Source organism: Curtobacterium sp. 179-B 9B NHS, assembly GCF_045370965.1.
Classification (GTDB): Bacteria; Actinomycetota; Actinomycetes; order Actinomycetales; family Microbacteriaceae; genus Curtobacterium.
The window spans coordinates 18,751-36,964 of the sequence record NZ_JBIQDQ010000005.1 but is presented as its reverse complement, the minus strand read 5'-3'; the positions used below and the strand labels follow the sequence as shown (position 1 = coordinate 36,964).

The following is an 18,214-nucleotide window of genomic DNA, read 5'->3' as shown; positions in this document are numbered from 1 at the left end:
CGCAGCACGACGACGCCCCGTCCACCGATCGGTGGACGGGGCGTCGTCGTGCGGGTGCTCCGGCCCGTCAGGCCGCCGGTCGAGCAGCGTCCAAGCGAGCGACGTCCTCGTCGCGGAGCTTCACCGTCGCCGCGACGACCGAGTCCAGGATCGACTGCGGCCGCGACGCACCCGGGATCGGGATCACCACGTCGCTCTTCTGCAGCTCCCACGCCAGCGCCACGACCTGCGGCGACACGTCGCGCTCGCGGGCGATGACGGCGAAGTCCTCGTACGCGGTCCCCAGGTCGGCGGCCTTCGCGATGCCGCCGAGGGGGCTCCACGGCAGGAACGCGATGCCGAGCTCGTCGCACAGCTCGAGCTCCGGCTCGCTCGACCGGAACGCCGGTGAGAACTGGTTCTGCACCGAGACGAGGCGGCCGCCCAGGACCTCGTTCGCCTCACGGATCTGGTCGGGGTCGGCGTTCGAGATGCCCGCCATGCGGATGACGCCCTCGTCGAGGAGCTCCGCGAGTGCCCCGATCGAGTCCGCGTAGGGCACCGACGGGTCCGGCCGGTGGAACTGGTACAGGCCGACGGCGTCGACACCGAGGCGCTTCGCCGAGGCCTTCGCGGCCTCCTTGAGGTACTCCGGTCGGCCGTCCTGCGCCCACGCGCCCGGTTCCGGCCGCAGGTGGCCGCCCTTCGTGGCGACGAGCACCGCGTCGGTGTCGCCGTGGAACTCGCGGATCGCCTTCGCGATGAGCTCCTCGTTGTGCCCGACCTCGTCCTTGGCCGCCTGGTGGTAGGCGTCCGCGGTGTCGATGAGGGTGACGCCCGCCTCGAGGGCGGCGTGGATGGTCGCGATCGCCTGTCGCTCGTCGGGCCGCCCCTCGATCGACATGGGCATCCCGCCCAGTCCGATCGCGCTGACCGACACGTCTCCGATGACTCGTTGCTTCATGCGCCCAGCTTGCGCCGGTCGACCGGGGCGACGCCCAGCGTGCGCGGACGGGACAGGCCGACGGGGCCGCCGGACGGGAGGCCCGTGGCGGCCCCGCCACGCGCCTCCCGTCCGGCGGACGCCGCGCTAGGGGAGCTGCAGTGCGGTCACCTGGCCGGCCCCCGTCGCCGGGTCGGTCGCCTGCGCGAACACGACCCCGCCCCAGGTGACGACCACGATCGCCAGGACGAACCCGAGCGCGGCGATCCACCACGACGAACGACGACGCACCCAGGCGCCGACCGCGAGCACGACCGTCGCGACCCCGATGACGAAGGACCCGCCGACCGCGATCGCGGCGCCGCCGAGGAAGCGGCCCGGCGAGCACCCCGTGGCCGCGTCGCAGCTCGCGGTGGCCGAGACGACCGCGATGATCCCGACCACCAGGGTGAGGAGCGTCAGGAGGGCACCGGCTGCGAGCAGGAGGACGGTCGACACCCGGTCGGCGACCCGGCCCGCGGGGAACAGCGTCGTGCCGCCACGCGCCCACGCGGCGCGTTCGGTGCTGCCCGGGCCGGACTGGGACGGACCCGAGGGTGAGGACTGCGGCGGACCGCCGGACGGGTGCGACCAGGTCATGCGACCGGTCTACCGTGCCTCGACGCCGAACGCCCGGGCGAGCCGCTGGATCTTCTGCGCGCGGCCGAGTCGCGGCAGGTCGGAGCCGTCGCGGATGACCTGCCCGCGGGCGTCGAAGTCGTCGAGGAAGTCCTGCGCCCAGGCGACGTCGGTCGGCGTGGGGGAGATGACCTCGTTGATGACCGGCAGCTGCTCGGTGTCCAGGCAGAGCTTGCCGGTCAGGCCGAGCGACACCGCCACCTGGGACTGCTCGCGGAGGATCGCGTGCGCCGAGCCGACCGTCGGGCCGTCGATCGGACCCGGCAGGTCGCCCACGCGCGAGGCGACGACGAGCCGGGAGCGCGGGTAGGCCATGGCGAGCGTGTCGGCCGAGGTGCCGGTGTCGCGGCGGTAGTCACCCGAGCCGAAGGCCAGACGGAAGGCGCCCTGTGCCTTCGCGATCGACGTCGCCTCCTCGATGCCGAGCGCCGACTCGACCAGGGCGATCACCGGGGTGTGGCCGCCGAGCCGGTGCCACGTGTCGGTGACCTGCGCGGGCGACTCGGTCTTCGCGAGCATCACGCCCTGCAGGCCCGGGAGGCCACGGAGCTCCTCGACGTCGTCCGCCCAGAAGTCCGTCGTGACGTCGTTGATCCGGACCCAGGCCTCACCGCCGCCCGCGAGCCACGAGGCCACGGTCGTGCGGGCACCCGGCTTCGCGGCGGGGTCGACGGCGTCCTCGACGTCGAGGATGATCTGGTCGGCGCGCGACCGCTGTGCCCGCTCGAACCGGTCGGCGGCGGTGCCGGGCACGAGGAGCCACGACCGGGAGATCTCGGCGGGGACCGACCGACGCCGGTCCGGCCGGGCCGACGAGGGTGCGGGGGCGGACGGGGCGGTGCGGTCGTCGATGGCCATGCCACGTTGCTACCACACCGGCCGGTCGGACCCCGTACCGGGCCCGCACGGAAAGCCGGAAACGTCGGGTCATTGCCAGGGAGGCCGCCCGCTTCCGCCTACAGTGTCGGATGTGTGGCGAGACAGGGTGACCGACGGCGCGGACGACGCGGATGACGACGTCCCCGTCCAGGGCGCCGACGCGCCCGAGGACGGGCGCGAGCAGCGGGAGGGCGACCGGAGCGACGAGCCGGACCGCACCCTGCGGCCGGAACTGCAGCTCACGAGCCCGCAGGCGATCAGCCTGGGCGACCCGCGCCTCCAGGCCGGTAACGCCGCCGAGCCCACGTGGGACGCCTGGCGGACGCAGCTGACCGGTGTCGGCGGGACGAGCCCCCTCACGCACTTCAGCGACCACCCGCGTGCCCGGATCGAGCTGTCCACCACGCACCCCGGCGGACTCGCGCAGTTCATCACCGGCAAGACGACGCTGCTCTCGAGCCTGATCCGCGACGAGGTCGCGCTGCGCGCCGCGCGTGTCGCGGCCGCCCAGGTCGAGGCGAAGGGCACCGAGCTCGCGACCGTGCGCGGGATCGACGCCGTGAAGCTCGGCATCGGCATGGCCGACTGGCAGCACGGCGACGAGCACTTCCGCGGCCCGGTGCTCCTCCGCCCGCTCGCGATCCGTCGGCACGGCCGTGACTTCGAGGTGCGCCTGCTCGGCGAGCCGGTGCTCAACCCCGGGCTGGCCGACGCGCTGCACGAGCAGTACGGCGTCATCCTCGACGCGCAGTCCTTCGTCGCGCTCGCGCAGCAGGACGGCTCGTTCACCCCGAACCCCGTCATCGACCGGCTCCGCGGCCTGACCGCGCACATCCCCGGCTTCTCGGTGCACGCGCGTCTGGTCGTCTCGACCTTCGCCGAGGTCGCCAGCGGCATGGTCGAGGACACCGGCGACCTGTCCCACCCGGTGCTCGACGCGCTCGCCGGCAACCCGAGCGCGAAGTGGCAGGTCGAGCAGTCCTACCACCCGGTCGAGCAGACCCCGTCGGACGAGCGCAGCCCGGAGACCGACACGCTGCTGCTCGACGCCGACGACGAGCAGGAGAACGTGATCGCGCAGATCACGGCGGGCAACTCGATCGTCGTGAAGACCCTGCCGGGCACCGGCGGGACGCAGACGATCGTCAACGCGCTCGGCGGCCTCGTCGCGGCGAACAAGCGCGTCCTCGTCGTGAGCCCGCGGCGGGCGACCCTGCGGGGCATCGCCGCACGCTTCGCCGAGGTCCAGCTGCCGGGCGTCGCCGTCACGCCGCGCACCCTGCGCCGTGACGTCGTCCGGGGCATCGCGCGCAACGAGAAGGCCGCGCGTCCGAACCTCCGCGAGGTCGACGACGCCCTGGTCCGGCTCCGCAAGGTCCTCACCGACTACCGCGGCTCGCTGACCCGCGTCGACCCGGACTTCGGCGTCTCGGTGCTCGACTGCCTGGTCGAGCTGTCCCGGCTGTCGCTCCTGCCGGTGCCGCCGTCGACGACCGCCCGACTGTCGAAGCGGTCCGTGACGAGCATGGTCGAGGGCCGTTCGCGCGTCGCCGAGACCATGGTCAGCGCGGCCAACCTCGGCGAGTTCCGCTACGGCCCGGACGACTCGCCCTGGTACGGCGCCAAGTTCGGTTCGAGCGACGGCGCGCAGCGGGCGCACAAGACCGCGAAGGACCTCGACGCCGACGGCCTGCCGACGCTGCTGCGCCGTGCGCACGACCTCGTGGCGTCGACCCACATGCGGCAGTTCACGACGATCAACGAGCTCGGCATCTACCTCCGCCTGCTCACCGAGATCCGGGACACCCTCGACCGCTTCCTGCCCGTCGTGTTCGACCGGTCGGTGTCGGAGCTCGTCGCCGCGACGGCCCCTCGTGGCGAGGGCGCCCCGATGTCGTCGACGAACCGTCGCCGGCTGAAGAAGCTCGCGCGTGAGTACGTCCGACCGGGCGTGCACGTGTCCGACCTGCACGAGGCGCTGACCCGCGTGCAGCAGCAGCGCGTGCTCTGGCAGCGCTACGTCGCGGCCGGTGTGAACCCCGAGGTGCCCACGGGCATCGGGGACGTGCAGGTGCTCTTCTCGAACGTCGTGCAGGACCTCGCCCGACTCGACGAGCCCCTCGGCCGGACCGAGCGGGACCGCCAGCTCGCGAACCTGCCGATCGACGAGCTCGTCCCGACGGTCGCCCGCCTGGCCGAGGAGTCCGACGTCCTGCACAACCTGCAGGAGCGCACCGAGCTCATGCAGACCCTGCGCGACCTGCAGCTCGAGCCACTCATCACCGACCTGGCACACCGCCACGTGCCGGACACCCAGGTGCCGGCCGAACTCGAGCTCGCCTGGTGGCAGTCCGCGCTCGAGACGATGCTCGAGTCCGACCGGGCGCTGCTCGGCGGCAACACCGACATGCTCGACCGGGTCGAGGCCGACTTCCGGCTCGTCGACGACGCCCACGCGGCCGGGGTCTCCCAGGGCCTGGCGTGGCAGCTCGCCGAGAACTGGAAGGTCGGACTGGTCGACTGGCCGGACGAGGCGACGTCGCTGAAGACGCAGCTCAAGGAGGGCGCGATCACCTCGCGCCTGCTGCAGGACTCCGCGCCGCACCTGTCCCGGTCGATCGCGCCGGTCTGGCTCGCCTCGCCGTACGAGGTCCCCGAGATCGCCGACACGATGCCGTTCGACACGGTGATCCTCGTCGACGCCGGTGCCGTCACCATCGCCGAGACCGTCGGCGCCGTCCGTCGCGCTCGCCAGACCGTCGTGTTCGGCGACCCGGTGACGCAGACCCCGTCGCCGTTCCGGATCGCGGTCGACCCCGACCACCGGGCACTGCAGGTGGACGAGGGCACGCTCGACGCCCTGCACGCCGACTCCGCGCTCGCGAAGCTGTCGACGCTCCTGCCGACCCTGTCGCTCACGCGGTCGTACCGCGCCGGCGGCGAGGACCTCGCCGAGCTCGTCAACCGCCGCTTCTACGGCGGCCGCATCGAGTCGCTGCCGTGGGCCGGTTCGTTCCTCGGCCACGGCTCCATCGCGATCGACTACGTCAGCGACGGCAAGGCCGTGCCGGACCCCGAGTCCGGGGCGGTCGAGAGCGTCGACGCCGAGGTGGACCGCGTGGTCCGGCTCGTCACCGAGCACGCCCGCACCCGCCCGACCGAGTCGCTCATGGTGATCACGGCGTCGGCGAAGCACGCGGTGCGCGTCGAGCAGGCCGTCCTGACCGCGGCGCAGGGCCACAAGGACCTCACCGAGTTCGTCATCGGCGACCGCGCCGAGCCGTTCATCGTCGCGACGCTCGAGCAGTCCGTGGCGCAGAGCCGCGACCGCGTCGTGTTCTCGATCGGGTACGGCCGGACCCCGCACGGCCGCGTGCTGCGCGACTTCGGTCCGCTCGGCAAGCCCGGCGGGGAGCGTCTGCTCGCCGTCGCGATGACCCGAGCGCGCCGGTCGATGGTCATCGTCACGTGCTTCCAGCCGTCGGACATCGAGGCCGAGCGGATGGGCCACGGCACCGTCGCGCTGGCCGAGATCCTCGCCGAGGTCCGCGCGCGCACCGCCGCCGAGTACGTGCCCGACGACTCCGACCCGCTGCTCGTCGACCTCGCCCGACGACTCGAGATGCGCGGCATCCCCGTCGCACTCGGTCACCGGGGCAAGCTCGGCCTGGTCGCGGCGCACGGCGGCGTCTGCGTCACGATCGAGACCGACGCGTCGCTCGTCCGAGGTTCGCTCCGCGAGTCGCTGCGGCTCCGTCCCGAGGTGCTCCGCCGACTCGGGTGGCACTACGTGCGCGTGCACGCGTTCCAGCTGTTCTCCGACCCGGACCGCGTCGCGGACACCGTGGCGTCGGTGCTCGGCGTCGACCGTGGAGCGACGCAGGAGATCTCGATCCCTCCGATCCCCGCACGCCGATGACCCGGTCGGAGACGCATCCCCGCGTGCCCGCTCCGGGCCCCGCTCGCCGGTGAGCGGGTCCCGGCGCGCGTCCCGCGCGGCCGGTCCGGTGACGGCGGGGACGGACCAGCTGGTGGGCTCGTGGACGCGGGCCGACGACGTGACGGAGGTCGAGCCTCCCGTCCGTTCCGCAGATGACGGTGGCGGAACCGGCACCGACACGACCGACCGGCCGGGAGGCTCTCCCCGCCGCACCAGGCGCGTCACCACCGCGCCGGTGCCGGGCTACGACCCGGCCGCGCCGCCGGAACCGGCCCGCCACCGCGACGGGGAGAACGACGCCCAGCTGCTGCGCGACGTGCCCCCACACTGGTGACGGGTAGCCTGGGGTCGATGACTGACACCGCGCGACGGCGACCCGACTGGCAGACGTGGCCGAACCTGATCACGCTGGTGCGCTTCCTGCTCATCCCGGTGTTCATCGGCTTCGTCGTGGCCGGCCACCCCGGCTGGGCGCTCGTCACGCTCGTCGTCCTCGGTGTCAGCGACTGGGCGGACGGCTTCATCGCGCGTCGGTTCGACCAGGGCTCGAAGCTCGGCAAGGCGCTCGACCCGATCGCCGACCGCCTGGCGATCATCGCCATCGTGCTGTCGCTCGTGCTCGTCGGCCTGCTGCCGTGGCCGAGCGTCGCGATCATCATCCTCGTGGACGCGGTGCTCGCGCTGCTGTCCGGCCTGTGGTTCCGCGGCGACCCGGACCTCGACGTCACGTGGACCGGCAAGGTCCGATCCGCGCTGCTCTTCGTCGGTCTGCCGCTGCTGCTGTTCTCGTCGACGTCGTGGGCATCGCAGCACGACTGGATCCGGGTGCTCGCGCTCGTCTTCGTCTGGGCGGGCACGATCGGCCACGTCGTCGCCGGTGTCCAGTACGCCCGGGCCCTCGCTGCGAAGCACCGCGCGACGGCCCGCACCGCCTGACGCGGACGCGCGCGGCGCGGGCGTCCGGCTCGCGCCGTCCTGCCCCGTCGAACCAGGAAACCGACGTCGAACCGACCCCGGAGGCTGGTTCGACGTCGGTTCCGTGGTTCGGGACGCCCGCGGCTAGAGCTTCGTCGAGCCGCTGATCCCCGGTCCCTCGGGAGCGGTCGACGGGGCGACGTGCGCGCCGCCGCCCGACGCCACCGGGTCGCCGTTCTGCGTGCGGAGCAGGTCGCGGATCTCGAGCAGCACCTCGACGTCGGTCGGCGGGACGTCCTGCGGCGTCTGCTGCTCGTCGTTCTTCACCCGCTCGAAGGCGAGCTTCTTGAGCCGGTTGACCGGGACGACGAGCGCGAAGTACACGACCGCCGCGACGATGACGAAGTTCAGGACCGCGCCGATGATCGCGCCGAACAGGATGTCCGCCGAGTCCCCGGAGACGGTGGGGATCGACACGACGAGTGCCTTGTCCAGGCTCGACGCGTTGAAGACCGCGCCGATCAGGGGGTTGATGAGCGAGTTCACGATCGCGGTGACGATCGCGGTGAACGCCGCACCGATGACGACCGCGACGGCCAGGTCGATGACGTTCCCGCGGAGCAGGAACTCCTTGAAGCCCTTCACGTGAGCCTCCTTCCGTGTCGAGGAGACCCCACCGTACCGACGGAGACGAGCCCTCGTCAGGAGGCGCTGGGCGCGGCCGGCTTCGACTCGGTCTGCTTCGGCTCCGCCTTCGCCGGCGTGCTCGACGACGACGAGGAGGACGACGAGGACGACCCCGACGACCCCTCGGCCTTCGGCGTCGACCGCGAGTCGGTGCGGTAGAAGCCGCCGCCGTTGAAGGTGACGCCGACCGGCGAGAACACCTTGCGCAGCGCACCGCCGCAGACGGGGCACTCGGTCAGGGTGGCGTCGGAGAACGACTGCTTGACGTCGAAGGCGTTGTCGCACTCGGTGCAGCGGTACGAGTAGGTGGGCACCCTAGCTCCGGAAGGTGATGATGCGCGACGGCGTGATGATGCCGTCGACGGGTTCGTCGTGGGCCTCGCGCGGGACCTCGTCGAGGTACTCCGCGTCGAAGATCACAGCATAGACGGGCGGCCGGTTCGCCATCGACCCGAGCGTCTTGTCGTAGTAGCCGCGGCCCCAGCCCATCCGGCAGCCGTCGTGCCCGACCGCCGCCGCCGGGGTGAGGATCGCGTCGACGTCCCCGAGCGCGAGCGGGGAGAGCACCTCGCCGACGACCTCGGGCATGCCGTGCAGGCCCTCGTGTTCGGAGACCCCGTCGTCGACCGCCCAGTCGAGCAGGCCGTCCTCGCGGGTGATCGGGAGCAGCACCCGGACGCCGTGCTCCTGCGCCCAGCGCAGGAAGGGTCGGACGTCCGGCTCGTCGGGCGCCGACAGGTAGAGCGCGAGCGAGCGCAGCTGCCGTTCCTCTACGAAACGCTGCAGCGTCGACGTCAGGGCGGTCGTGTCGGTGTCGCGCTCCGTCGTGGTCCGGGTGCGCCGCCGCTGCCGGAGCTCGGCTCGCAGGGCGCGCTTCTCGTTCCCGAGGTCGGCGGTCATGGCGGGGAGTCTACCGAGCGCGGGTTTGCGGCTTCCCGCCGTGGGGCGCGGGATGCCGTGTCCTCCGAAGTGCCCATGCCGGGACCCAGTGGGCGTCCGGTACGTTCGCTGACATGGGCTTCCAGATTTCGAAGGCGGTGATCCCGGCCGCAGGCCTGGGCACGCGCTTCCTCCCCGCGACCAAGGCGATGCCGAAGGAGATGCTCCCGGTCGTCGACAAGCCGGCGATCCAGTACGTGGTCGAGGAGGCCGTGGGCGCCGGGCTGACCGACGTGCTCATGATCACCGGGCGCAACAAGAACGCGCTCGAGAACCACTTCGACCACGTGGCCGAGCTCGAGGAGACCCTCAAGAAGAAGGGCGACCACGAGAAGCTGCAGAAGGTCAACCAGTCGACCGACCTCGCCGACATGCACTACGTCCGCCAGGGCGACCCGCTCGGCCTCGGCCACGCCGTGCTCCGCGCGAAGATGCACGTCGGCCGCGAGCCGTTCGCCGTGCTGCTCGGCGACGACATCATCGACGCCCGCGACCCGCTGCTCAAGCGCATGATCGAGGTCCAGGGCGAGAAGAACGCCACGGTCGTCGCCCTGCTCGAGGTCCCCGAGTCGCAGACCCACATGTACGGCATCGCCACGGTCGAGGAGACCGACACCGACGACGTCGTGAAGATCACCGGCCTGGTCGAGAAGCCCCCGCAGGGCGAAGCCCCCTCGAACCTGGCCATCATCGGTCGCTACGTCATCCGCCCCGAGGTCTTCGACGTCCTCGAGAAGCAGGAGCCGGGCAAGGGCGGCGAGATCCAGCTCACCGACGCGCTCATGAAGATGGCGGGCGCCGAGGAGTGGACCGGCGGCGTGTACGGCGTCGTGTTCCGTGGACGCCGGTACGACACCGGTGACAAGCTGGACTACATCAAGGCGATCGTGCAGCTCGCCTCGGACCGCGACGACCTCGGCCCCGACCTCAAGGCCTGGCTGAAGGACTTCAACGCGGGAGAGTAGCCACCCCGTCACGAACGGGTCCGGGGTCCGCCCCGGGCCCGTTCGTGCGTCCACCCGGTCGAGCACCGGGCACCGGAGGAACCACAGCGATGACGACGATCCCGACCCTGTCCCACGGGCGGGTCACGATCCGGCCCCTCCGGCTCCGCGACACCCGTGACCTCGACGTCGCCCTCGCCACGAACCGCTCGTGGCTGCGGACGTGGGAGGCCACCAACCCCTCCGGACACGTCTCCACCGACGTCCGCGGCAGCATCCGGGCACTGCAGGCCAACGCCCGCGCCGGGCTCGGTCTGCCGTTCGCGATGGAGCTCGACGGTCGCTTCGTCGGCCAGCTCAACGTGTCCGGCATCACCTACGGCTCGCTCGCCAGTGCGTCCATCGGCTACTGGGTCGTCGAGGGCGCGGCCGGGCACAACGTCACGCCGATCGCGGTCGCGATGGCGGTCGACCACTGCTTCCGGGTCGTCGGCATCCACCGCATCGAGATCTGCATCCGTCCGGAGAACGCGCCGAGCCTGCGGGTCGTCGAGAAGCTCGGCTTCCGGTTCGAGGGCCTGCGCCGCCGGTACATCCACATCAACGGCGACTGGCGCGACCACTTCTGCTTCGCCCTCGTCGCGGAGGAGGTGCGCGAGGGCGTCCTCGACCGCTGGGTCGCCGGTCGCGTCCCGCACGGGGCGGGCAGCGTCCCGGCCTCCGCCCGTGAGGAGGCGGCGACCCCGCTCGACACCCGACCGCGCATCTGACGGTCGTCCCGTCGTCCTGTCACGTCGGCCTGGAGGCGCGACACGCGTCCCACGGATTCGGTCGCGACTCGCGCAACACGCGTCCGGCAATGGGCGGTCCGGGGAACGCGCACCCCTACCGTGTCCCCATGGCAGGTATCGGCTCCTGGGGCGGCGGCATCGTCCTGCTCATCGCGGCCGTGCTCTGGGTCGTCTACCTCATGCCGTCGTGGGCGGCTCGTCGGCAGTACCTCGCCACCGAGCGGAACGCGATCCGGCTGCAGCAGACGCTGCGCATCCTCGCGCAGACCGCCGAGCTCCCCGACGAGGTCCGGGTCGAGATGAACGCGAAGTCCCTGGCCGAGGCGCAGCGCGTCGCCCGATCGGAGGAGGCGAAGCGGGCCGCGATCGTCCGAGCGCACGAGGCCGCGCGGCAGCGTGAGATCACCCGGCGCCTCGCGGAGCAGCAGCCCCAGCTCGAGCGGGTGTCGTCCGTCCCCGCACTCACGGCCATGCGGATGCGTCGCTCCCGGCTCGGTGCGACCCTCTTCGGCACGCTCGGCGTCCTCGTCGCGGCGGTCGTCTTCGTCGCGGCCCCGGGCGCCTGGCTCGTCGGTGTCGCCGGGCTCGTCGCCGCCGGTGGGTCCGCGGCGGTCCTGGCGCAGCTGCACCAGGTCGCCCAGGCGCGGAAGGCGCGTGCCGCGGCGGGCGCTGCTGCGGTGACCCGTGCCTCCCGGCCGTCGACCGCGTGGACGGACCCGGCACCGCCGCTGTCCACCGAGCAGCCCGCCGAGCCGACGCGCGACCGGAGCTGGACGCCGGCCAGCGTGCCGAAGCCCCTGTACGTCGAGCGCCCCGCGGCGCCCGCGCCGTCGCCGGAGTCGTCCGCCGAGCTCGCTGCCCGGCTGCGCGAGCGCGTGGCCGAGGCGAAGGCCGAGGCCGAGGCCGAGGCGAAGGCCATCCGGGCGGGGGAGACCGACCCGACGCTCGCGCGGGTGTCCCGGATGCGGTCCGACGTCGAGGAAGCCGCCGCGTCGCTCTCCGCCCACGACCAGGGCCGTCTGGCGGAGCGACTCGGGCTCCGTGCCCCGGCCGGGGAGTCGGCGCCGTCCCGCCCCGCCGGATCGCCTGGCGCCGGATCGCCTGCCGCCGGACCCGCCGAGCCCGAGGTCGCCGCCGAGCCCGAGCAGCCGGCGACGCCGAGCCGCTGGGCCGGCATGGGGGTCATCGACGACGAGGCGTACCGGCAGACCGACCTCGACGCCGTCATGCGTCGGCGCCGCGCGGTCTGACACCGTCCACGCGCGGCACGCCCGGGCGTGGCGGGCCGATTTCGGTTCGCGCTCCCGGTGGTGCTAGTGTGGTCGAGCACTTGGGGCTATGGCGCAGTTGGTAGCGCGTCTCGTTCGCAATGAGAAGGTCAGGGGTTCGAATCCCCTTAGCTCCACCAAGCAGCAGCGAAGGGCCACCCGATCGGGTGGCCCTTCGTCGTTCCTCCGCGAGCGCGTCAGCTCGGCACGCTGTCCGTCAGGACGCCGGCCTGCGCGAGCGAGGCGTGGATCGCGTTCGCGGCCTGCTCGAACGCCCGGTTGCCGCGGGCCACGCCGAGCGCGCCGCCCTTGACCGCGGACCGGCCCGAGCCGCGGAGCAGTCGTGCGACGGTCCGGCCGTCGGGCGCGACCATCAGCTGCACGTCGAGCCGGGTGTGGAACGTCCGGTCGTTCAGGAGACCGCCGACGAGCAGGGTGAGGCCCAGGCTGCCGCGGGTGCCCAGCAGCGTGCCCTGGTCGCCGTCGGTGATCGTGTAGCCCTCGCGGACGAGGGCGTCACGGACGATCGTGCGGGTGGACTCGGGGTCGGCGGCGACGAAGAAGTCGTGGCTCTCGGGCATGTGCGGGTCGATCCTTCCGGTGGATGGTGTGCTGCCAGCGATCCTGCCGTACCGTCGCCTACCCTGGTCGGGTCATGACTGCCTCGTTCACGCGCCGTTCCCTGCTGTCGCTCGCCGGCGTCGCCGGCATCGGGGTCGCCGTCGCGGCCTGCTCCCGCGCCGACGACGCGTCGTCGGGCGCGACCACCCGCGCCGCCGACGGGCCGAGCGGCGCGTCGCCCGGGCCGTCGTCCTCCGGCTCGTCGAGCGCCCGCCCCGCGGCGACCGCGGTCGAGCCGGCGCAGGTGCCGCTCGCCGGTGGTGTCACGGTGACGGTCACGGGGACCGGGCTCGCCGCGGTGCAGGGGGTCACGGTCGGCGGGGTCGCGGCGCGGGACGTGCAGGCCTCGGCGACGACCGTGACCTTCACGGCGCCGCACCAGGCGATGTACACGGCGGGGTCGGCTGACGTCGCGCTCTTCACGTCGGCGATCGAGCCGAGCCCGTCGGCGAACCGGTCGTCGGACGGCAACGGCAGTGCCGCCAACGACGGGCAGGCCGGCGCCACGCAGGACCAGGCCACCGCGACGCCGACCCCGACGGCCGCGCCGGTCCCGGACGCCTCGACCGCGGTCGCGACGACCTCGGTGGCCTACGCGGCACTGACGGACGTCGACCGGCAGCTCGAGTACGCGATGCGGTACTGGGCGGACTACAACCTCGCCGAGTACGGCACGATGAACCCGATCGGCGGGGACTGCGCGAACTACGTCAGCCAGACGCTGATCGCCCGTGGGTGGGAACAGCGCGACGACTGGTACAGCCGGTCCGGCGGCGCGCAGCACAGCGCCACGTGGACGTACTGCCCGGCGATGGACCCGTGGATGACGGCGAACGCGGCGACCTTCGGGTTGACTCGACGCTCCCTCGACGAGCGCAGCAAGGTCAAGGTCGGCGACATCGTGTTCTACGACTGGAACGACAACCGATCGCCCGACCACGTGACGATCGTGTCCGAGGTGTTCACGGAGCCCGACGGCACGGTCCGCATCAAGTCGGCGAGCCACAACCAGGACGGGCCCTACCGCGACCTGGACGAGATGATCACCGTGCAGCACCCCGGCGGCACGGCCTGGTTCCACACGTTCGACGCGTAGCGGCGTCGCGGCGCGGTCACCCGCCCTGCCGCCCCGTCGGCGCCGGTCGGCGCCGGTCCCGCGGGCCGATCGCGTTGCGCCGGCGCCGGTCATGCCGGCCGATCGCGTCGCGCCGGCGCCGGTCGTGCGCACAACCGGGAGCACCTCGCGCCACGTGATCACGTGGCGCGAGGTGCTCGCCGTTGTGCGGCGGCATCCGACACCGCGTTCCGACAGGCCGCCGCGACGCGACGCGACGCCGCGCCCCGGCTGCCCGGCCGCCGCGACGCCGCGCCCCGGCCGCCGACGCTCAGGGGTACCCGAGGAACCAGAGCAGCACGATCGCGACGGGCTGCAGGCACACGCCGACGACCAGCCACACGGTCGTCCGTCGCCGCGTTCCCGTGAACACGTCCGCCCCGAGCAGCGGTGCCGTCGGCATCAGCAGGCGCGGCAGGCTCTGCTGCGGCAGGAACACGGCCACCAGGTACAGCGCGTACGCCGCGGTGAACGACACGACGTCGACGCCGAGCGCCCGTACGCCCGGTCGGGTCCAGGACCACACCGCCCCGGCGAGGACCACGACCACGAGCACGACGCCGATCGGGCCGAGCCACGTGGAGGCCATCGTGAACCACGGCGTGAGCGGCGCGAAGTGCTGCCGGCCGACGAACCCGACCCACCACGACAGCTCGGTCGCGAGGTACGCGTCCGGCCGTCCGGTCGCCGCCGTCGCCACGACGGGCCACGCCAGCCCCGCCGCCGCGACCCCGAGCCCCGCGAGGACGATCGCCACGGCGTCCCGCACCGGCAGCGCCCGGCGCTCCCGGACGACCCGCACGACCAGGTGCACCGCGAGGGCCACCGCGAGCGCGAGCACCCCCGGCTTCGTGAACGCCGCGACGAACCCGAGCGGCAGCACGAGCCAGTACCGCCGGCGCACCAGGGCGAGCAGTGCGCCGAAGAGCAGCAGCAGGAAGGTGCTCTCGGCGTACGCCACCTGCAGCAGGAACCCCGTCGGCGCGAACGCGAAGAGCGCCGTCGCCCGGGTCGCCCGCCGCTCGTCGGTCACCGCGCGCACCAGGCGCCAGAGCACGATGCACGTGCCGGCCCCGGCGAGCGTGGCGACGAGCACGCCGGCGGCCCAGAAGGACCCGCCGACCAGTGGCTGGACCAGCCGTGCCACCGCCGGGAACACCGGCAGGAAGGCCCACGGGTTCGGCAGCACGTGACCCGCCGCGTCGGTGGGCAGCGTCGTCGGGTAGCCGTGCTCGGCGACGGTCCGGTAGAACGACGCGTCCCACGACCCGAGGAACGCCGTGAAGGTCCCCTCGCGTCGGACCGACGCGAACCGCCACCCGTTCGCGGTGGCGAGCAGCCAGACGGTGAGCAGCAGGACGGTGCTGACCACGCGGGAAGCCAGCCACACGACGAGCGGAGCGGTCCACCCGCCGTGCCGTCCCTCCAGGCCGACCGTGCGCAGGCGACGGACGCGGGACGGCAGCCCCGGCCGGGAGGCACGGGTCGTCTCCGCCACGTCGGTCACCGCCCGAGTCTCCCATCTCCGCAGCCGCCGCCCGCTGTCCGGTCACCGCACCTCCAGGATCCGTCCGGGCGACGGGCGTTGTATCGGGCACGTTCCCTGGAAACCACCAACAGGAGGAAGCATGCCCTTCGTCACCGTCGGCGCCGAGAACGGCCACGACATCGAGCTCCACTACGACGACCTCGGCGCGGGCGACCCGGTCGTCCTGATCCACGGCTGGCCGCTGTCCGGCCGCTCGTGGGAGGGCCAGGTCCCGGCACTCGTCGAGGCCGGTCACCGGGTCATCGCCTACGACCGCCGCGGGTTCGGGCAGTCGTCGCAGCCGTGGGGCGGCTACGACTACGACACGTTCGCCGCGGACCTCGACAAGCTCATCACCGAGCTCGACCTGACGAACGTCACCCTCATCGGGTTCTCGATGGGCGGCGGCGAGCTCGCGCGCTACGTCTCGACCTACGGCACCGCGAAGATCAAGAAGCTCGTCTTCGCCAGCGCGGTGCCGCCGTACCTGTGGAAGTCGGACGACAACGCGGACGGCGCGGTCGACCAGGACCTCGCCGACTGGTTCGCGAACGGCATCACGGGCGACCGTCCGGCGTTCCTGCACCAGTTCGTCGACATGTTCTACACGCCGGGCGGCGAGCCGGGTCTGCTCAAGAAGCCGCTCGTCAGCGAGGACCAGCGCGCCTACGACCTGGCGATCGCCGAGCTCGCCTCGCCGAAGGGCACGCTCGACTGCACCACGGCGTTCGCGACGACGGACTTCCGCGACGACCTGACGAAGGTCGACGTCCCGACGCTCGTCATCCACGGCGACTCGGACGGGATCGTGCCGTTCGAGGCGTCCGGTCAGCGCACCGCGGCGGCCATCCCGAACGCGCAGACCCACGTCATCGAGGGTGGCCCGCACGGCGTGCTCGCCTCGCACAAGGACGAGTGGAACGAGGCGGTCCTGCGCTTCCTGGCGTCCTGACCTCCCCGCTCCGCAAGACGCAACGTGGGCGGTTCCTCGCAGCGGTGTACCGCTGCGCAGGACCGCCCACGTTGCGTTCCGCGGGTCGCCGGGTGCCGGGCGCGGCCTCAGCGCCCGGTGACCGCGGCGCGGATGCGCTCGATCGGGACCTTCGGGGTGCGGTCGGCGTTCAGCAGGCCGTTCGTCTCCTGCATCGTGTCCGTCAGCTGCGTCCAGCACGACCCGGCCAGGAACGAACTCGCCCGGACGCCGTCGTAGAGCGCCGTGATCCGCGCCACCCAGTCGTCGCCGTCGACGGCCGAGGTGTAGCCCCACCCGTCCTCGCGCTTCGCCCCGGGCTGGAAGTCCACGCCGCCGAACTCCGTCAGCATGACCGGCTGCCCCTGGTCCGTCGCGCCGCCCACCAGGATCCGACGATCAGCGGGCCCGCGCCCACCGAGCAGTGCCGTCCGTGCGGCGTCGTCGGTGTAGGTCGCGGCGAGCCGGGGGCCGTCGCCCTCGTAGTCGTGCACGGTGACGATGTCGGAGTTCGTGTGCTCCCAGCCGTCGTTCGAGACCACCGGCCGGGTGGGGTCGAGCGCCCGGGTGACGTCGGCGAGTGATCGGGCGTAGGCCTGCTGCGCCGGGTCCGTCGCGATGTGCTGCACGCCCCAGCTCTCGTTCGCCGGCACCCAGGTGACGATCGACGGGTGCGAGGCGTCGCGTTCGACGGCGTCCATCCACTCCCGCACGAGCCGCTGCACGGCGAGCGGGGAGAACGCGTACGCGCCGGGTGCCTCACCCCAGACGAGCAGCCCCAGCCGGTCCGCCCAGTACAGGAACCGCGGGTCCTCGATCTTCTGGTGGTTCCGCGCGGCGGTGAAGCCGAGCTCCTTGATGAGCTCGACCTCGCGGCGCAGGGCCTGCCGTGACGGTGCTGCGAGGTGCGACTCCGGCCAGTAGCCCTGGTTGAGGACACTGCGGACGTCGTAGGCGCGGCCGTTCAGCAGGAAGGCGCCGCCGTCGATGCCCACGGTGCGGACGCCGAAGTACGACGACACGGCGTCCAGGGGCACGCTGCCCTCGGCCGGCAGCAGCGTGACGACCGCATCGACCAGGCGCGGGGCCTCGGGGGACCACACCAGCTCGTCCTCGGCCTGACCGTTCTGCTGCCGGGCAACGGGCACGACGACCTCGACCTCGTGCGCGGTCACGGGCACGACCGTCTCGACGGTCGCCAGGTCCTCGTCGCCCCCGGACCAGTGCGCCGCGACGCGGATCCGCGCGCCGGCGGGGCGCTCCCCGACGAGCCGGACGGTCAGCCGCACCGTCGCGTGGTCGACGTTCGTCCAGCGCAGGGCCCCGATCGACGCGGTCGGCACGGCCTCGAGCCAGACGGTCTGCCAGATCCCGGTCGTGCGGCGGTACCAGATGGCGTGCGGGTGCTCGTGCCAGTCCTGCTTGCCGCGCGGCTGGGTGACGTCGTGGGGGTCGTCCTCGGCGCGGACGACCAGGGTGTGCGTCGCGTCCGGCTCGGTGCCGAGCGCCTCGGTCACGTCGAGCGTGAAGGGGGTGTGTCCGCCCTCGTGCTCGCCGATGAACTGCCCGTCGACCCAGACCCGCGCGCGGTGGTCGACGGCGCCGAAGTGCAGCAGGAGCCGGGGTGCCGCGTCGCCGTACCCGGCGGCGTCGAGCTCGGCGCGCGTGATCGTCCGGGCGTACCAGACGACGGGGTGGAACCCCGGCTCGTCGATGCCCGACGCCGGCGACTCGGGTGGGAACGGCACCGTGATGTCCCGGGCGTCCGGGAACCCGGAGCGCCAGGTCGGGTCGTCGCCCGTGTTCCGGAACGACCACGTCCCGTCGAGGTCGGCCCACGCGCCGCGAAGCATCTGCGGTCGGGGGTACGAGCCGTCCTGGTCGGAGGCGCGAGGGAGCGTGTGCGATGGGGCGGCGACGGTGCCGTCGAGCGAGGTCATGCATCCATGCTGGCCGCTCCGTACATCGTTGTAAAGCGGCGCGCGCCAACCGGTGCGCGCCGACCGGTGCGCCACGAC

The 18,214-nt window shown here is 72.9% G+C and carries 16 protein-coding genes and 1 tRNA gene; 8 read left to right on the top strand and 9 right to left on the bottom strand.

Going from position 1 to position 18,214, the window contains the following annotated elements; all coding sequences use genetic code 11:
* Positions 1-67: 67 nt before the first annotated feature.
* The 3 genes from ACH0A8_RS06480 to ACH0A8_RS06470 all read right to left on the bottom strand — a co-directional run bounded on the left by ACH0A8_RS06480 (position 68) and on the right by ACH0A8_RS06470 (position 2,458).
* A complete protein-coding gene (locus ACH0A8_RS06480; RefSeq protein ID WP_066656468.1) occupies positions 68-943 on the bottom strand; it encodes an aldo/keto reductase in 876 nt (291 codons plus the stop codon).
* A gap of 126 nt (positions 944-1,069) precedes the next feature.
* Positions 1,070-1,561 carry a DUF6264 family protein gene (locus ACH0A8_RS06475; protein WP_251155751.1) on the bottom strand — a complete coding sequence of 164 codons (492 nt, stop codon included), beginning with the start codon at positions 1,559-1,561 and terminating at the stop codon, positions 1,070-1,072.
* 9 nt (positions 1,562-1,570) lie between these two features.
* Positions 1,571-2,458, bottom strand: coding sequence for a CoA ester lyase (locus tag ACH0A8_RS06470; RefSeq protein WP_200884115.1), 888 nt, complete (start codon positions 2,456-2,458; stop codon positions 1,571-1,573).
* A gap of 112 nt (positions 2,459-2,570) precedes the next feature.
* Here ACH0A8_RS06470 and ACH0A8_RS06465 point away from each other — a divergent pair, with 112 nt between their 5' ends.
* Together ACH0A8_RS06465 and ACH0A8_RS06460 are read left to right on the top strand one after the other, a co-directional pair.
* On the top strand, positions 2,571-6,398 hold the full coding sequence (locus ACH0A8_RS06465; RefSeq protein WP_406906844.1) for an AAA family ATPase: 3,828 nt from the start codon (positions 2,571-2,573) through the stop codon (positions 6,396-6,398).
* Between the two features lie 372 nt (positions 6,399-6,770).
* The gene (locus tag ACH0A8_RS06460) at positions 6,771-7,355 is read left to right on the top strand and encodes a CDP-alcohol phosphatidyltransferase family protein (RefSeq protein ID WP_406906843.1); all 585 of its coding nucleotides are present in this window, start codon (positions 6,771-6,773) and stop codon (positions 7,353-7,355) included.
* A 123-nt stretch (positions 7,356-7,478) separates the two neighbouring features.
* Here ACH0A8_RS06460 and mscL read toward each other — a convergent pair whose 3' ends face one another.
* Genes mscL through ACH0A8_RS06445 form a run of 3 tightly spaced genes read right to left on the bottom strand, consistent with a single transcriptional unit; the run spans position 7,479 to position 8,921 of the window.
* Entirely contained in the window at positions 7,479-7,979 is a 501-nt protein-coding gene (gene mscL / locus ACH0A8_RS06455; RefSeq protein WP_251160891.1) for a large conductance mechanosensitive channel protein MscL, read from the bottom strand.
* Between the two features lie 56 nt (positions 7,980-8,035).
* Positions 8,036-8,335, bottom strand: a complete 300-nt coding sequence (locus ACH0A8_RS06450; protein WP_406906842.1) for an FmdB family zinc ribbon protein — start codon at positions 8,333-8,335, stop codon at positions 8,036-8,038.
* Position 8,336: 1 nt separating this feature from the next.
* Entirely contained in the window at positions 8,337-8,921 is a 585-nt protein-coding gene (locus ACH0A8_RS06445) for a 5-formyltetrahydrofolate cyclo-ligase (protein ID WP_066656450.1), read from the bottom strand.
* A gap of 113 nt (positions 8,922-9,034) precedes the next feature.
* Between ACH0A8_RS06445 and galU the strand changes: the two genes are divergently transcribed.
* The 4 genes from galU to ACH0A8_RS06425 all read left to right on the top strand — a co-directional run bounded on the left by galU (position 9,035) and on the right by ACH0A8_RS06425 (position 12,103).
* Positions 9,035-9,925 (top strand): UTP--glucose-1-phosphate uridylyltransferase GalU, encoded by an 891-nt coding sequence (galU, locus tag ACH0A8_RS06440; RefSeq protein ID WP_066656448.1) that lies wholly within the window; start codon positions 9,035-9,037, stop codon positions 9,923-9,925.
* Between the two features lie 89 nt (positions 9,926-10,014).
* Positions 10,015-10,674 carry a GNAT family N-acetyltransferase gene (locus ACH0A8_RS06435; RefSeq protein ID WP_066656446.1) on the top strand — a complete coding sequence of 220 codons (660 nt, stop codon included), beginning with the start codon at positions 10,015-10,017 and terminating at the stop codon, positions 10,672-10,674.
* 128 nt (positions 10,675-10,802) lie between these two features.
* On the top strand, positions 10,803-11,945 hold the full coding sequence (locus ACH0A8_RS06430; protein WP_406906841.1) for a hypothetical protein: 1,143 nt from the start codon (positions 10,803-10,805) through the stop codon (positions 11,943-11,945).
* An 82-nt stretch (positions 11,946-12,027) separates the two neighbouring features.
* A tRNA-Ala gene (locus ACH0A8_RS06425) sits at positions 12,028-12,103 on the top strand.
* 57 nt (positions 12,104-12,160) lie between these two features.
* Here the strand turns inward: ACH0A8_RS06425 and ACH0A8_RS06420 are convergent.
* On the bottom strand, positions 12,161-12,544 hold the full coding sequence (locus ACH0A8_RS06420) for a hypothetical protein (RefSeq protein ID WP_209685475.1): 384 nt from the start codon (positions 12,542-12,544) through the stop codon (positions 12,161-12,163).
* Positions 12,545-12,618: 74 nt separating this feature from the next.
* Between ACH0A8_RS06420 and ACH0A8_RS06415 the strand changes: the two genes are divergently transcribed.
* Complete coding sequence (locus ACH0A8_RS06415) at positions 12,619-13,680, top strand: amidase domain-containing protein (protein WP_406906840.1); 1,062 nt, start codon at positions 12,619-12,621, stop codon at positions 13,678-13,680.
* A gap of 289 nt (positions 13,681-13,969) precedes the next feature.
* Here the strand turns inward: ACH0A8_RS06415 and ACH0A8_RS06410 are convergent, their stop codons facing one another.
* Positions 13,970-15,205 carry a hypothetical protein gene (locus ACH0A8_RS06410; protein ID WP_406906839.1) on the bottom strand — a complete coding sequence of 412 codons (1,236 nt, stop codon included), beginning with the start codon at positions 15,203-15,205 and terminating at the stop codon, positions 13,970-13,972.
* A gap of 121 nt (positions 15,206-15,326) precedes the next feature.
* Between ACH0A8_RS06410 and ACH0A8_RS06405 the strand changes: the two genes are divergently transcribed.
* Positions 15,327-16,178 (top strand): alpha/beta fold hydrolase, encoded by an 852-nt coding sequence (locus ACH0A8_RS06405; protein WP_251155757.1) that lies wholly within the window; start codon positions 15,327-15,329, stop codon positions 16,176-16,178.
* 107 nt (positions 16,179-16,285) lie between these two features.
* On the opposite strand, the gene ACH0A8_RS06400 is transcribed toward ACH0A8_RS06405, so the two are convergent.
* Positions 16,286-18,136, bottom strand: coding sequence for a glycoside hydrolase family 2 protein (locus ACH0A8_RS06400; protein ID WP_406906838.1), 1,851 nt, complete (start codon positions 18,134-18,136; stop codon positions 16,286-16,288).
* Between the last annotated feature and the right edge of the window lie 78 nt (positions 18,137-18,214).

Bases quoted from the DNA above. Each gene is read 5' to 3' on its own strand.
- ACH0A8_RS06405 (WP_251155757.1), top strand. From the start codon at position 15,327: ATGCCCTTCGTCACCGTCGGCGCCGAGAACGGCCACGACATCGAGCTC.
- galU (WP_066656448.1), top strand. From the start codon at position 9,035: ATGGGCTTCCAGATTTCGAAGGCGGTGATCCCGGCCGCAGGCCTGGGC.
- ACH0A8_RS06420 (WP_209685475.1), bottom strand. From the start codon at position 12,544: ATGCCCGAGAGCCACGACTTCTTCGTCGCCGCCGACCCCGAGTCCACC.
- ACH0A8_RS06430 (WP_406906841.1), top strand. From the start codon at position 10,803: ATGGCAGGTATCGGCTCCTGGGGCGGCGGCATCGTCCTGCTCATCGCG.
- ACH0A8_RS06480 (WP_066656468.1), bottom strand. From the start codon at position 943: ATGAAGCAACGAGTCATCGGAGACGTGTCGGTCAGCGCGATCGGACTG.
- ACH0A8_RS06445 (WP_066656450.1), bottom strand. From the start codon at position 8,921: ATGACCGCCGACCTCGGGAACGAGAAGCGCGCCCTGCGAGCCGAGCTC.
- ACH0A8_RS06470 (WP_200884115.1), bottom strand. From the start codon at position 2,458: ATGGCCATCGACGACCGCACCGCCCCGTCCGCCCCCGCACCCTCGTCG.
- ACH0A8_RS06435 (WP_066656446.1), top strand. From the start codon at position 10,015: ATGACGACGATCCCGACCCTGTCCCACGGGCGGGTCACGATCCGGCCC.
- ACH0A8_RS06460 (WP_406906843.1), top strand. From the start codon at position 6,771: ATGACTGACACCGCGCGACGGCGACCCGACTGGCAGACGTGGCCGAAC.
- ACH0A8_RS06400 (WP_406906838.1), bottom strand. From the start codon at position 18,136: ATGACCTCGCTCGACGGCACCGTCGCCGCCCCATCGCACACGCTCCCT.
- ACH0A8_RS06415 (WP_406906840.1), top strand. From the start codon at position 12,619: ATGACTGCCTCGTTCACGCGCCGTTCCCTGCTGTCGCTCGCCGGCGTC.
- ACH0A8_RS06475 (WP_251155751.1), bottom strand. From the start codon at position 1,561: ATGACCTGGTCGCACCCGTCCGGCGGTCCGCCGCAGTCCTCACCCTCG.